11 protein-coding genes are annotated in these 14,815 nt (G+C 61.0%); 1 reads left to right on the top strand and 10 read right to left on the bottom strand.

The features are described from left to right. Positions 1-40: 40 nt before the first annotated feature. The 9 genes from Q9R34_RS02100 to proB all read right to left on the bottom strand — a co-directional run bounded on the left by Q9R34_RS02100 (position 41) and on the right by proB (position 7,453). Positions 41-1,789 carry an amylovoran biosynthesis protein AmsF gene (locus tag Q9R34_RS02100; RefSeq protein ID WP_485892204.1) on the bottom strand — a complete coding sequence of 583 codons (1,749 nt, stop codon included), beginning with the start codon at positions 1,787-1,789 and terminating at the stop codon, positions 41-43. A gap of 43 nt (positions 1,790-1,832) precedes the next feature. Then, complete coding sequence (locus Q9R34_RS02105; protein WP_275043380.1) at positions 1,833-1,958, bottom strand: hypothetical protein; 126 nt, start codon at positions 1,956-1,958, stop codon at positions 1,833-1,835. A gap of 28 nt (positions 1,959-1,986) precedes the next feature. Then, entirely contained in the window at positions 1,987-2,280 is a 294-nt protein-coding gene (locus Q9R34_RS02110; RefSeq protein ID WP_434124093.1) for a hypothetical protein, read from the bottom strand. After that, positions 2,277-2,624: a DUF7940 domain-containing protein gene (locus tag Q9R34_RS02115; RefSeq protein WP_434124094.1), complete on the bottom strand. Its 348-nt coding sequence runs from the start codon at positions 2,622-2,624 to the stop codon at positions 2,277-2,279. The genes Q9R34_RS02110 and Q9R34_RS02115 overlap by 4 nt, the downstream gene beginning before the upstream one ends. After that, entirely contained in the window at positions 2,621-3,088 is a 468-nt protein-coding gene (locus Q9R34_RS02120) for a lysozyme family protein (protein ID WP_434124095.1), read from the bottom strand. Before Q9R34_RS02120 ends, Q9R34_RS02115 begins: the two co-directional genes overlap by 4 nt. 201 nt (positions 3,089-3,289) lie before the next feature. Next, positions 3,290-3,568 (bottom strand): transcriptional antitermination N peptide, encoded by a 279-nt coding sequence (locus tag Q9R34_RS02125; protein WP_485892206.1) that lies wholly within the window; start codon positions 3,566-3,568, stop codon positions 3,290-3,292. A 423-nt stretch (positions 3,569-3,991) separates the two neighbouring features. Further along, positions 3,992-4,723 carry a S24 family peptidase gene (locus Q9R34_RS02130; protein ID WP_434124097.1) on the bottom strand — a complete coding sequence of 244 codons (732 nt, stop codon included), beginning with the start codon at positions 4,721-4,723 and terminating at the stop codon, positions 3,992-3,994. A gap of 361 nt (positions 4,724-5,084) precedes the next feature. Further along, entirely contained in the window at positions 5,085-6,338 is a 1,254-nt protein-coding gene (proA, locus tag Q9R34_RS02135; RefSeq protein ID WP_485892207.1) for a glutamate-5-semialdehyde dehydrogenase, read from the bottom strand. A gap of 11 nt (positions 6,339-6,349) precedes the next feature. Next, the gene (proB, locus tag Q9R34_RS02140) at positions 6,350-7,453 is read right to left on the bottom strand and encodes a glutamate 5-kinase (protein WP_434124099.1); all 1,104 of its coding nucleotides are present in this window, start codon (positions 7,451-7,453) and stop codon (positions 6,350-6,352) included. 255 nt (positions 7,454-7,708) lie between these two features. Between proB and ompC the strand changes: the two genes are divergently transcribed. Continuing rightward, entirely contained in the window at positions 7,709-8,821 is a 1,113-nt protein-coding gene (ompC, locus tag Q9R34_RS02145; protein WP_434124100.1) for a porin OmpC, read from the top strand. A gap of 253 nt (positions 8,822-9,074) precedes the next feature. Here ompC and Q9R34_RS02150 read toward each other — a convergent pair whose 3' ends face one another. Next, positions 9,075-14,735, bottom strand: coding sequence for an autotransporter outer membrane beta-barrel domain-containing protein (locus tag Q9R34_RS02150; protein ID WP_485892209.1), 5,661 nt, complete (start codon positions 14,733-14,735; stop codon positions 9,075-9,077). Positions 14,736-14,815: the final 80 nt, after the last annotated feature.

Genomic DNA, 14,815 nt, shown 5'->3' on the forward strand with positions numbered 1-14,815 from the left:
AAAAAGGCGAGGCCGGAGCCTCGCCAAAAAGTGCCTCTCATCAATCGTAATAAGGAACCTTGCGGTCGGTACCATTGATATTGATCAGCACAAAGCCCGAGGGCGTGGTTTTGTTTGTCGGCGTACCCGCGGTCGTCGCGAGCGTGACTACGCCTTTCTCGTTAGCGCCGATACCCGCCACTCCATTGTGCAGGCCAAAGCGCGCTGCCGGCTTCAGCGTCCCCATTTTGGTGGTATCCGTTACCATCGACATATCAGACTGGAACAGCGAGCATGAACCGGCATCGAAGCGCGTCGGGCCGGTACATTTCAGGTTGAACATGGTGTCCCCACTGTTTGCCGCCAGCTTTACCCAGACCATCGCGTAGGTGGTGCCGACGCGGTTGTAGCGGATATCCAGCACCGCCGGCTGCCCCATATGGTGGGCGTCGGCCCAGACGGTTTCCAGCCGCTGCAGGTTAATGATGGTTTTACCGGTGCCCACCATGTTCACCGGCGAAGCGGCGGTGGTGGATGGCGAGGTGGCGTCGCCTTTGCCGATCATCTCGATAACCCACTGCTGGTTAGCGTTGGGGAAAAAGAACTGACCGAGGCGATACCAGTTATCGGTAGCGGTATTGTTGGTGACCTTATAACCGCTGAAGTACCCTACCCGCAGCGAGCCGGTCATAAAGGTGCCGTGGTTTTCATCACGGCGATAACCATACTCGAAGGTAGAGAGCCAGCGGCCGCTGGCGGCGTCCTGAGAGATCCTCGCCCCGGACTGCAGGCCGATCTGACGCATCACCACGCGCGCATTGTTCAGATTGAACGGGCTGCCGCAATCCTCAATGTTCAGCGTGTCGATGGTCCAGCCGCCGTCGGAGAGATCGCCCGGGTTGCGCGTATGTTCAATCCAGACGTTGCGCATAATCCCCTGGGTGACGCGCGGCATATAGAGCGTGGCGTCGCCATAGCCGGTCTGGAAGTTGGCGTTGCTCAGCTCGATCGCCGTTGAGTGATCCCAGACGCCGCGCGGTGAGTTTGACCAGCCTACATCAAACACGCGCGAATAGGTGTAGAGGGTATAGATCTGGTCGAACTTACTGTCGAGCGTATCCAGCAGCTTGAACACCGTGCCGCCGGTGTTCTGCGCGCGGAAGCAGTGAATATTCACCGTTTCACCCTCGATACAGGTGTTCTCGAAGAACGGCTGATTGTTGCTCACCAGGTCGGGGGTGATGGTGCCGGTATTTTTCACCGTATCGGCGCTCGCCTGGCCGTTCCACGCCATCCCTGTGATCACCGTGCGGCGCGCTTTTACCTTAAACACCGGCGTATTGCTTTTATCGGAGATGATGGTGGTGCGCGGCAGCGAGCCCAGCGGCGTATCATCACCGAGCAGACCAAAGAAGGTCGATTCTGCGGCGCTGAGATCGATCGGCTTGATCAGGAATTTCCCGCCGGGAAAACGCACCGGTATCGCGACGCAGTTGGCGTTCCAGGCCTTGGTCCAGTTGTACATGCGCATAAAGGCTTCGGTATCGTCGGCGTAGCCGTCCCCTTTCGCCCCGAAGTGCAGTACGTTCAGCTCGGTGGGATCGTTGATGGTGCGCTTCCAGTAGAAACCGTCGCCAACCGCAATGGTGCCGCCGTCATCTTTCAGCGTAGTGGTGCCGAGATAGCCGACAAAATCGCCGCCGCCACGGAAGGTGGAATCCTTGTCGTAGTAGCGGTTCAGGCTGGCGACCTGGCCTGAGGCTGCAGGTTTGGTGGTACGCAGTTCAGCATATGAGTTCACTTCGATCATGGTATCCTCCTCAGGATTTTTGGGTACTAAAGCACGTCGTTAATTAGGGTTTGGCCGGATGGCCGCAAAGCCGATCCCACATGTCGTTGTGGGTATTGATGGCGCGAACGGTGCGAACGTCCATACGCTGCGCATCGTCGCCGTGGGTGTAAATCGGGGAAAAAAGCACGCAGGCCGAATCGGTAATGGCCGTGGGCTCAGGGCTTGTTGTATTTCGACTGCTGCAGCTTGTCGCGAGCAGCAGCGTCATCAAGATTGCTGTTCTCGGTGCTAACACGGGTCGCCTCCTCGCGATGCTGTTGTTGCTGTTTCGCGACGGCGGCAGTTTGCGCCGCCTCTTTCTGCGCGCTCTTCGTATCGGCTTCGGCCTGCTGCTGCACCTTGCCGATCTTTTTGCCGCCGAAGTAGCTGGCGCCCAGCGCGGCGATCAGCGCGCCGATGACGGCGAGCCAGTGCCAGCCGCCGCTAAGCAGTGCGGTAAACAGACTCATGATTTTTTCGCCTCCAGCTGCTGCTTCTGCTGCACCAGATTTTTCTGCCGCACAAACTGCGCGATCACGCCCATCGCCACCATAAAGGCGCCGATCAGGCCGAGGTAGTTGTGGGGCAGAATGGCTTTCACGTCTTCCGGCAGGGTGTTCCAGGCATCCACCGAGGCGGCGGGGAAAGATTGCACCCAGGCGCTGAGCATTGACCCGAGCGACGCCAGCCAGACCGACCAGGTTTTAAACAGCAGGCGCGCATGCGTCACGAACTCCAGCGTGGTAAAGCGCTGCATAATCAGCAGCACGATTACCACCATCAGCACGGCGATGATAAAAAAGAGCCATCTCATAGCAGCCCCCTGTAGACGTCGTAGGTGCCGCTGCGCATCACTTCGGCATGACGACGGGCGCGTCCCGGCGTCTGGCGCGCCCACAGGCTGTTAAGCATGGCGTTGGCCGCGCTGTCGTAATCCTCGGCCGCCACGGCGGTCAGCATGTTTTTAAACAGGGCGAGTCCGTCGACGCCGAGCTGATAGGCCATGCTGTAAAGCACATCGCTGCGCGCGTCGTTGCACTTCGCCAGCGCCTGCTTCAGCAGCGGCGCGCCCTGCATCTGTTGGGCTTTGCCCTCGATAATGCACTTCTTCCAGACGTCGCCGACCTGGCGCGGCACGCGAAACACATAGTTATTGAGCGACGCGCCTTTCGGGCCGATACGTATGCCCCCCGCCACGGTAGGGAAGCCCTGCGTGTCGAGGTAAGGCGCTTCGACGTAACCCTCTTCAAAATTGAGAATCTCAATAATCTGGCTCATGACCATTCCTCATTTCCGGGCATGGAAAGATGTTCTCCATGCGACAACAACAGTTAAATCGCACTGATCAGTGCCAGGAATAACCCCAGCAAAACTGCCGGTGAAAGCAGCAGCAGGACTAAACAGTACGAGGAGAATTCCCGTCCAGGTAAAACGGGAGAAAAGATGAGATACAGCGGTACAGGCGGATAGAGAGCAGATTTAGCGCACGGCATAGAGATGCACATGCGGCAAACAGCAGTTATCGAAGCTGGCGGTCTCAGAATGGTTAACGGGCGTCGGGGCAATCGCCCGCTCAACACGCGAGGTCACAGGACGCTGTGCGATGCGCTCGGCGTGACGTAACGGGGGATTTTCGGGTTCGCAACCCAGCGCCTGATCGATGCTGAGCTTGAGTCGACTGAGCGGCTGGCGCCGCCGATGCCTGCGGGTGCGGGCATTACCTACAAAGACGCTTTTGCCATAGTGTATTATCGCCATAACTCCTCCTGTGAATGAGTCTTTGGCGATGGGGTGGCAGGCATGGGTTTTCGGCAAGCCGAACCGTCCCGGATGCCGCGTTTTCCGCTCACAGCGCAATGCCCCGGCTGTAATAACAGCCAGGCTAAGCGCGAGTTGGGAGAAAAAGGCGGCATCTGACGACGCTGCATGTGCGCATCCACCCCATCCCAAAGTTCACTGACTTTGGATGGTTTGATTCGCGCTTGTGCAGCGCCTCGATTGTTTAAGAGCGGCTCACTCCGTGAGAGAAGGGCTTCGTTGGTCCACGCTCAAATTATTAACCTGTTCTTATGCTTTATCAAACACCAACAGTTAATTTTTTATTTACCATTGGTTAAATTTTTGAATTCTGCTGAATTATTTTTTTCAGCAGGTTGCAGACGCACAGATTTTAACCAAAGGTTAACCCAGCAGCTGATAGTTCCGCGCCTGGCTCAGGATCACCTTGGCCATGACCTGCATACTGTCGACGTCCTCCCGATTAAGATACCAGGTTTCATAGCGCTTATTATCTGAAATAACAGCAATTTTTTTATGCTGAAGCTGCAAACGCTTGAGGTAGAGCTGGTTATCGAGGGTGAAAATGTAGATGCCATCCCCGTCGAAAAACTTCACGCTGATGTCCACGAACAGCTGATCGCGCGGTGCGAAGGTCTCTACCATTGAGTCACTGTTGATCGCTATCAACCGAATGTTCTCTGCTGGACGGCCGTTGAACAGCACGCGCGCCTCATCCATGCCATATTCAATGGCATGGATGGTCTCAACAAACTCATCGCGCGCGTGCAGCCCCGATGCTGACTTCTGCCCAATATCAAGGCTTTCGATACGAAAGACGTTGCGCTGCGCCTTCAGGCTGTCGAGCGACAGCGATTCGGCGGGCTTTTCCATCCCGTACTGCAGCCATTCAACCCGTACGCCCAGCAGGCGGCTTAGCGCCAGCAAATTATTATCATCCGGCACGGACTGCGCGTTGAACCACTTCCACACGCCCGGCGTCGATATTTTGCACCCCAGCTGCTGTAACGCTTTGGCAACCTGTTTATTTCGTCCATGTCCGACAATTCCCGCACTTTCGCATGCGGCAATCAGCCTGGCAGTGAAAGCTTGTCTCGTACTCTCTTTTTTAACCATTAGTTAATAATCTGCCATAGAGGAGATACTGGATGTTATTTTCATTATTGCTACCAGTTCATTTTATATTACCGTCCGTTTGCTACCCAATTGCTTTTGTAAAGCAACGCTAATTATCATTATCCTCCTGACGCTCTGGGCAACCAGTCTCAATCGCGCCTTGCCCCGTTGCGGCGCGGCTTTCAGGAATGTTCCGTAGAAAAACGGGCAAAAAACAGACAGCCACTTTGTTGAAAAAAAAGTAGCGTTCAGACGCGCTGAAAGTCGCACCTGAAAACTCCAAATTTAACTGGATCGAAAAACAGGGGGTAAAAAAAAGGGCGCCCGCTCTGGACACCCTTTTTGTTAAATAAATTCGCAATCAGGGGCGCAGCGTATCGTCGCCCCACGCGACCCATTTGTAGGTCGTCAGCGCCTCCAGCCCCATCGGGCCGCGCGCATGGAGCTTCTGCGTGCTCACCGCCACCTCCGCGCCGAGACCGAACTGACCGCCGTCGGTAAAACGCGTGCTGGCGTTGACGTACACCGCCGAGGAGTCGACCTGTTTCACAAAGCGACTGGCGTTCTGCGTGCTGCGCGTCAGGATGGCGTCGGAATGCTGGGTGCCGTGCATACGGATATGGTCGATAGCCGCGTCCATGTTATCCACCAGCTTCACGTTAAGGTCGAGCGATAGCCACTCGTCATCGTAGTCGCCCTGCTCAATCGGCGTGACGCTGGCGGGGCTCTCCTGCAGCCGCGCCAGCAGATTTTCGTCGGCGTGCAGTGGGATCCCCTCCTGCGCCATACGCGCGGTAAACGCGGGCAGGAAGCGATCGGCGGCGGCGCGGTGGATCAGCAGGGTTTCCAGCGAGTTGCAGGCGCTGGGGCGCTGTTTTTTCGCGTTGACGATCACCTCCAGCGCGGGCGCGACCTCCATGGTCTCATCAAGATAGATATGGCAGACGCCGATGCCGCCGGTGATCACCGGAATGGTGGAGTTTTCGCGGCACAGCTTGTGCAGGCCGGCGCCGCCGCGCGGGATCAGCATATCGACGTAGCGATCGAGCTTCAGCAGCTGATTCACCAGTTCGCGATCTGGGTTTTCAATCGCCTGCACCGCCGCCGCCGGCAGCCCGAACGCCTGCAGCGCGTTCTGGATCACGCGCACCGTGGCGGCGTTGGTGCGCCACGTCTCTTTTCCGCCGCGCAGAATCGACGCGTTGCCGGTTTTCAGGCAGAGGCTGGCGACATCCACCGTGACGTTGGGGCGCGCTTCATAGATCACCCCGACCACGCCGAGCGGCACGCGGCGACGTTCGATACGCAGCCCGCTGTCGAGCTGGCCGCCGTCGATCAGCTGGCCGACCGGATCGGCGAGCTGGCACACCTTGCGCACGTCGTCGGCGATAGCGCTCAGGCGCTGCGGGTTGAGCATCAGGCGATCGAGCAGCGCGGCGCTCATGCCGCTGGCGCGCGCATCGGCGAGATCCTGCTCGTTGGCCGCCAGAATCGCCTCGCGCTCCGCGTCGAGACGGTCGGCGATCGCCAGCAGCACCTGGTTTTTCTCAGCGGTCGACAGATCGGCCAGCTTATATGCGGCGGCGCGCGCCGCTTTTCCCATTTCTTCAAGCATTTGACCGCTCCTTAACTGACGATCATGTCGTCGCGATGTACGGCCACCGGGCCATATTCGTAGCCGAGGATCTCCCCGATCTGCTGGCTGTGGTGGCCAGCGATGATGCGCAGCGCATCGCTGTTGTAGCGCGAGACGCCGTGCGCAATATCACGGCCTTGCAGGCTGCGAATGCGGATTACCTCGCCGCGCGAAAAGTTACCGCGCACCTCGCGGATGCCCTTCGGCAGCAGCGAGCTGCCGCGCTCCAGCATCGCCGCCAGCGCGCCGTCGTCCACGGTGATCTCACCGGCCGGGGGCGCGCCGAAGATCCAGCGCTTGCGGTTCTCCAGCGGCGTCTGCATGGCGTGAAAGCGCGTGCCGACCGGCTTGCCGGCGATCACGTCGGCGATCACGCCGGGACGGCTGCCCGCGGCAATAATGGTGTCGATGCCAGCGCGACAGGCGACGTCTGCCGCCTGCAGCTTGGTGGACATGCCGCCAGTGCCCAGGCCGGAGACGCTGTCGCCCGCCAGCGCGCGCAGCGCGTCGTCGATTTCATGCACGTCGGCAATCAGCTCCGCCTGCGGATTGCTGCGCGGATCGGCGGTATAAAGCCCCTGCTGATCGGTGAGCAGCAGCAGCTTGTCAGCGCCGCCCAGCATTGCCGCCAGCGCCGACAGGTTATCGTTATCGCCGACTTTAATCTCTGCGGTGGCCACCGCGTCGTTTTCGTTGATCACCGGCACGATATGGTTATCCAGCAGCGCGCGCAGGGTGTCGCGGGCGTTGAGGAAACGCTCGCGATCCTCCATATCCGCGCGGGTCAGCAGCATCTGGCCGATATGAATGCCGTAGATAGAGAACAGCTGTTCCCACAGCTGAATTAAACGGCTCTGCCCCACCGCAGCCAGCAGCTGCTTTGAGGCGATGGTAGGGGGCAGTTCCGGGTAACCCAGGTGTTCGCGCCCGGCGGCCATTGCGCCGGAGGTGACGATCACAATGCGATGGCCGGCTGCGTGCTGCTGCGCGCACTGACGAACCAGCTCCACCATATGCGCCCGATTCAACCGGCGCGAACCGCCGGTAAGGACGCTGGTCCCCAATTTGACCACCAGGGTCTGACTGCCGCTCATATTTCCTGCCGTTTACGTTAAAAAATAAAAAAATTTCTGCGAAGGAACTTTTTATCAGGAGTAGGAAGCGAAGCCAACTCTCCGCCGGGGAAAAGCACGAAAAACCCGAGACAAGCGGGTAGACCAAAAGTTCGCATATCACAAGAAGTCAGAAAAAATGTCATAAAACGTTCATCTCCAGACGGTAAAACGTCCCCTGTTTTATCAGCCCTTTTCAGGGGCATAACACATTTTACTCATCGGGATTGATAGCAAATGAAGAAAAGTACACTGGCACTCGTCGTCTCTGCTCTGGCGCTGACCTCTGCTGCTCACGCGGCGGAAGTGTATAACAAAGACGGCAATAAGCTGGACTTCTACGGCAAAGTAAAAGCGATGCACTACCTGAGCGACGCGGACAGCCAGGACGGGGATAAGTCCTATGTACGTATCGGCTTCAAAGGCCAGACCCAGATCAACGACCTGATGACCGGCTACGGCCAGTGGGAATATCAGTATAACGTCAATAACTCTGAAGGCTCCGATGCCAACAACGGCAACAAAACCCGTCTGGGCTTTGCCGGCCTGAAGTTTGGTCAGTACGGCTCTGTGGATTACGGCCGCAACTACGGCGTGCTCTATGACGTCGAAGCCTGGACCGACGTCTTCCCGGAATTCGGCGGCGACGGCACCGCGCGTGCTGACAGCTATATGACGCAGCGCGCCACCGGCGTAGCCACCTATCGCAACAACAACTTCTTCGGCCTGGTTGACGGCCTGCGCTTCGCGCTGCAGTACCAGGGCCGCAACGACGCCAACGGCACCAACTCGCGTACCGACATTAACCGCCAGAACGGCGACGGCTACGGCGCATCGCTGGGCTACACACTCGGCGATACCGGCATCAGCGTGATGTCAGCCATCACCTCTTCCGACCGCACCAACCAGCAGCAGGCGCGCGTTTACGGTCAGGGCGACCGGGCAGATTCCTGGGGCGCAGGCGTGAAATATGACGCCAACAGCGTCTACCTGGCGGCGATCTACACCGAAACGCGCAACATGACGCCGTTTAGCGGTACCAACCGCGCAACGGGCCTGGCGGCAGCGGGCGCGGCGAATAAAGCGCAGAACATCGAGCTGGTGGCGCAGTATCAGTTTGATTTCGGCCTGCGTCCGTCACTGGGCTACGTGCAGACCAAAGGCAAAGATATCGAAAACGGTATCGGCGACGCGGATCTGGTGAAGTATATCGACGTGGGCGCCACCTACTACTTCAACAAAAATATGTCGGCGTTCGTGGATTACAAAATCAACCAGCTGGACGACGACAACCGTCTGAGCCTGAACAACGACGACGTGGTTGCGCTGGGCGTGACCTACCAGTTCTAAAAATCTGACGCCGCCGCGACGCGACGCGCGACGGCATCAGTGCTCCTCCCTCAATGTGTCTGTAAAACAAGGGCCGCCTCATCAGCGGCCCTTTCTTTTTCTTCTGCGGGCACGGCGCGGGTGGGACGGCCCGATCGCAAAGTCGCTCAAGGCTTCCCTGCGCGCTCGGCCCGCGACATCCCTGTCGCGGGACGCTTTGCTCTTCGTCCCGCCCCACCCGCGCTTTAACATCTGTGCGGTTTGCCATTCGCACTCAAAACGTCCAGCGCACCCCGGCGTTATAGCGCCACCCCTTCGCGCCGTTGCCGTCAATCTCCTTGCGGTAGTCCGCCTCGGCGTAGAGCGACACGTCGTTGCGGAAGCGGGTGGTGCCGCCTACGCCGACGTCCCACATCTGCCCGAACCTGCCGCTGTCAAAATCCTGGCTAATGTCGCTTCCCGCCGCGCCGACGTTGACCTTCGAGCCGCCGCCCCAGCCGTGGGAGTAGCTGGCGCGCAGGTAAGGGGTATAGTCACGCTGCGCGTCGTCCTGCCAGGTGCGATCCAGCCGCGCGCCGAGACGGCCGATGGTCTGGTCGTCGTCGTTGAAGTTCACGGTGGTGCCATCCTTATCGGTGGCGTCATCGAACTTCAGACGCATCCAGGTCAGCTGCGCCTGCGGCTCAAGACGCAGGCCGTTGGCGAAAACAAACGGATAGCCCGACTCCAGCGAGGCGCTCCAGCCGTCAGCCTTCAGCTTCGCCACCTCTTTTTGCCGCGCGATATCGGTGTCGCCGCGGTGCCAGCTCCAGCTCAGCGAGCCGTCCAGATAGAAGCCGCTGTCGCGCTGCCAGGTGCCGTAGAACGAGACGCTGTCGCTGTCGAAGGTGGTAGCGCTGTAGCCGTCGGCCGCGTGCGGGCGAATGCGCGTATTGCCGCGCGTATAGGCGACGCCGCCGCGCAGGCTGTCGCTCGCGCCGTCCAGCTGCAGCAGGTTGCCGCCGAGCTGCACCGCGCTGTAGTCGATATCAGCGTCAAAGCCGTAGTCGCTCAGGTCGCGGTTGCTCTGATAGGTCAGGTTCGAGCCGAGATAGCGCAGGAACAGCTCGCCGCCCGTGCCGCTGCGCTGGCCGTCGCGCAGCTCGCCGAGGCGCTTATGCAGGTCGTCGGTGATCGCCTGGGTGTAGTAGGCGAGACCGACCGGCGTAGAGAGATAGGAGGGCACCTGCGGCGCCAGCGCCGGACGCGCCGCGCGCGATGCAGCACCTCCCGCCTGCGGCTGGCACAGCGTGCCGTCCTCGCACACGTAGCGGTTAGCGAGCCGGTAGTCCCAGCCCGCGCCGCTGCCGTCAGGCGCAAACGCATAGAGCCCGTACTGCCAGGGCCCGGCGGCGAGATAGCCGCCCTGCAGCGCGAAGCTGTCGGCGCTGGCGCTGCCGGAAACCTGCGCCAGCGAGACGCCTTCGCGGCGATCGATCGCGCCGTCGCCGCTGGCGTCGCTCTGCGTCGCGGCGCTGCCGGCGAGAATACGATCGTCAATCAGCGTGGTGCCGGTAACGTCGCCGTTCACCCGCAACGCGTCGCTCTGGCCGCCTGCGCCGCTCAGCCGCGTCGCCAGCCGCAGCGTGCCGCCGAGCGACGCCAGCGTGCCGTCGATGGTCAGCAAATTATTAGCCGCGCCGCCGTTGCTCAGATCGAGCGTACCGGCGTTGTTCACCACCAGCGAGTCGTCGGTGGCGCCCGCCAGCAGCGGGTTGACGTTATTCCCGGCAAACAGCGTGGAGTCGCGGTCGATGTTGATGGTGCTGTGCGCCAGCTTCAGGTTATCGGTCAGCGTCCACTGGGTTTTGGTGAAGTTGAGCGTGCTCCAGCCTGCGCCGAGGTTAACCCCTTTGCTGAGGTCGTCGCCGCTGAAGGAGCCGCCGCTGGCGTCGATGTTGCGGAAGCTGAGCGTGCTGCCGACGCCGCCCGCGGTGGTGATATGGCGGGTATTCGCCAGGCTGACGTTCTCGATCAGCGCCTGGTTGTTCTCGCCGCTGCCCATGGTAAGGCTACCGTTGAGGGTGCCGCCGGTGACGGCCAGCGTATCGCTGCCGTTGCCGGTATCGACCTCGCCAACCACGCTGCCGCCGATAAAGGCGAGCCGATCATTGGTCGCGCCGCCCGCCACGATCGGCGTTTCCGGGTATTCCGCGCTGATATCGCCCTGGTTGATAAACAGCGTCTGGCCGCCGCGCAGGTCGATTACCGGCGCGACGCGGCTGTAGGAGATAATCGAGCCACGGTTAATCACCTCGCTGGCGGTGCGGGTGACAATCGCCGAGCCGCCATTCTCATTGGCGATAGCGATAAAGCCGTTGGAGAAGACGCGGCCGGTGGTGTTGGCGCGGATGCCGTCACCGCTGCCGTTGACGATAATCGCGTAGCCTGGCGGCACCACCAGGTCGTTCGCGGTGGCGGAGCCATCTTCGTTCTGGAACAGGTAGCCGACGCCGCTGCCCTGCACGTCAATCGTCGCCTTGCCGCCGTAGTCGAACGACGTGGCGGAGCGGATGCCCGCGCCGTTAGTAGGAATAAGGTAGGCGTTATTTAGCGCAATATTCGCGGTTTCGGCGCGGTTGTTGATGGCGCTGCCGCCGCCCTCGGCGCTGAGGATAATTTCACTCGCCTGCAGCCCCGCCGCGCCGCGATCCAGCAATACCGCGTCCGCCCCACCTTTGACCCAGATACCGCTGCGGAACAGCTGGTCGCCCTCAATGTTGAGGATGGCGTTTTCTCCCACGCGCGCGCCAGCAATGCCTCCATCTACCTGCACCGTGCCGTTGTAGGGCTGATAAAGGCTTGCCCCTTCTCTGGCGTCAATCCCAATGCCAGACGCTACGTGGATCCAGAGGTTGTTGATCAGGCGGCCACCGTCCAGCAGCCGCGCGCCGGTGCTGTTCTCGCCGTCAAGGATAATGGTGCCGTTGTTCATCACCGTCGCGCCGCCGGACGCCTGCAGCGCGGTGACGTTTTTACCGCTGCCGATGATGTTGCGGTTGCTAAATACCGCGCCGTCGCCGTTTTCGCTGATTGCGCCGATGGTATCGTCGCCGTTCAGCCACACGTCGCCCAGATCGCCGTAGGCGCCGCTGGAAGCGCGCAGCGCCACCGCGCCCTTGCCGTTAACGAAGTAGGTTTCATTGTCATAGAGCGTGGCGCTGCCGGACATTTTCACCCCAGTGGTGTTGGCACCGCTCAGGGTGATCTCCCCTAACCGCTGCAGCGAGAGGATTGCGCCGTCGCCCAGCTGGTAGAGCGTCGAGCCGTCGGTAGAGACATCCTGATTGCTGCCGTACGCATAGATGGTGCCGCCTCCCTCCACCACCCGATAAGCGGTCTGGTTGGGATCGTGAAACACCACCTTGCTCTGCTGACCGAGCACCAGCGCGCCGCCATAAAGCGCCTCGCCCGCCAGCGTGTTGCCGCCATAGAGGTTGATAACGCCATTCTGCTCGATGCGCGCTGCGCCGCCCATCGCATACAGGCCGGTGGTGGGCAAAAAGCCGTCCGCGCTGCCCGCCGTCACGTTCAACGCGCCGCTGCTGGTGATCACGCTGCCTCCGCCAGGGGAGTCAAATGGATAGCTCGCCGCATAGAGCGCAATCGCGCCGTCGCTGACGCTGATAGTTCCGCTGTTGACCGCCTGGCCGCTGACGAGCGCCTGGATGCCGTAGCTCTGTTCGCCGCGCAAGTTGATATCGCCGGTATTGATCAGCGCGCCGCGATACTGGGCGATCAAACCGATCTGCTGGTTGCCCTGACCGTTGATATTCGCATGGTTGACCAGCGTCGAGGCGAAAGGCTGGTCAAAGCTGTTGGTGATGTAGCGCGTCAGGTTGTAGTAGTTACCATCCACCACCGCCGCCGTCGCGCCGCCGACGTTGAGGTTCAGCTGCGTCGCCGCATCGATGGTGCCCTGCGCGCCGCCCTCGATGCGCAGGCCGGTGGAGGTGTTGCCGATGTTGAAGATCGCGCCGTGGGTGTTGACCACCGAGCCCTCGCCCACCGCTTCGATGCCGGTGGAGAACGCCGCGCCCGGCGCGAGGGTCAGGCCCGCACCGTCGAAGTCCGCGCCATCCTGATAGCGGAAAATGGTGGCGTACCAGTCGTCAGGGCCGGTGGCGTAGTTGCCCGCCTGCGGCAGGTTGATCCTGGCGTTCGGTCCGATGGCGAGGAAGCCCATCTGATACTCTCCGCTGCCGCCGAGCTGCGGCACCGCGTCGGCGGTGAGATCGACCGTGGCGTTGCCCTCGGCGCGAATGCCGACCGCGCCGTTGCCCTGCAGGGCGATCGGGCCACTCAGGGTGGCGGACGCCTTGCCGCTGCCCTGCCCGTTAACCCACACCGCGGTGTTGAAGCTGCCGTTCAGCGTATCGGCGCGGCCGGGCACGTTAATCGCCCCACTGGAGAAGGCGCTGGCGCGCTGGCCGTCACGGGCGATGACCTTGATGCCGGTGCCGCCGTCGCCGTTAAGGTTGATGGTGCCGTTGTTGCCCACCAGCCCGCCGCTGCCGGAATCGATCGCCAGCAGGCCGACGCTTTCCGCCGGGCGAAACTGCGCGCGACCGTTAAGATCGAGGGTGCCGTTGTTAAGCGCGATCGCTTCCGGCCCGTTCTCAACGCGCATGGCGGCAGCGTTCTGCACCCTGCTGCCGAGCACGATGCGCCCGTCATTGATCGCGGTAGAGTTAAACTGCTGCGCAATGGCGCTCACGCCGCCGCTCTGGTTAATCGCCACATCCTCCACGACGTCGCTTTTCGCGTTCTGCGGCGCGCGGCCGACGTAGATTACCCCGCCTGCGGTGTTAATAAAGCTGGCGCCGCTGGTGTCGAGCAAAACGCCCGCGCTGCTGTGGCTGCCGCTCGACTCCGCTACGCCGAGGTTAATTACGCCGTTGTTGATCCCCTGGGCGTCGCTGAGCCGCAGCGCGCTGCCCGGCTGCGTAGTGGCGTCATTCAGCACGCCGTTGTTGACGAAACGGCTGCCGCCGGTCGCCAGCACCGCAGTGCCGCTGTAGCCGAGCGTCGCCGCATCCACGCCGCTGCCGTCGGCGTTATTGAAAAAGCCGCCGTTGATGACGCCGTTATTGACGCCGCTGGCGCCATCCAGCCGCAGCGCCGTGTTTTCATGGGCCGCCGATCCGCTGGCGGCCAGCTTGCCGTCGATGGTGGCCTTCGCCCCGTTGGTGGCGCGCACCGCGCCGCCGTCGGAGTCGACCACCTCCAGCGTGGCCCCCTTCTGCACCGAAACGCTGGCACCTGGGCCGTCGGCGCTCAGCACCGTTCGTTCGCCCACCGGCAGCGTCACCTCGTCGTAATACTCATCGGCGTCAATCACATAGGCGATGGGCGCACTGTAGAGCGACAGCGCCTTATTGAATTCGCCGTTGTAGCTGCCTGCGCTGAGGTTGCCGCTCTGCAGCTGCGCAATCAGCCAGTCGTTGTACTGGCGCAGATCGTCGAGGCTGGCGACGTTAAATTCCCGGCTGTTGCCGTCCAGCGTGGTCACGCTGAAGGGGCCGCTGTACTGGGCGACGTTATCCACCCACCAGGCCAGGTTATAGGTGTATTCGGTATAGGAGCCGGTAAAGGCGATGCGGTTGGCCGACTGCCAGTTCATCACCCCGCTGCCGCTGGCGGTAAACAGCTGGCTCTGCTTCGCCGCCATGCTCCAGCCGTTGGTGGCGGCGGTGGTCGCCGCGCCGTCGACGCCGATATTCACGTTAATGGTGCCGTTGCTTACCTGCGCCACACGGGCATCAATATATTGCTCTCCGTTGACGTTGTAGTAGTTGGGCAGTTCGCTGGCGGGCGTCACCGAGGCGAGCGCGCTGATATTCGCCGAATTAAACACCGGCAGCTGATTATTACCGCTGCCGTTAACGTCGGGCACGCTAATTAAATAATCCTGTGCGCCGAACGTCAGGCGATCCGCGCCGATGACATTGTCATCGGAAATAATTCTGCCGCTTG

Origin of the sequence: Enterobacter sp. BRE11, from assembly GCF_031844285.1 — a bacterium.
GTDB lineage: Bacteria > Pseudomonadota > Gammaproteobacteria > Enterobacterales > Enterobacteriaceae > Pantoea.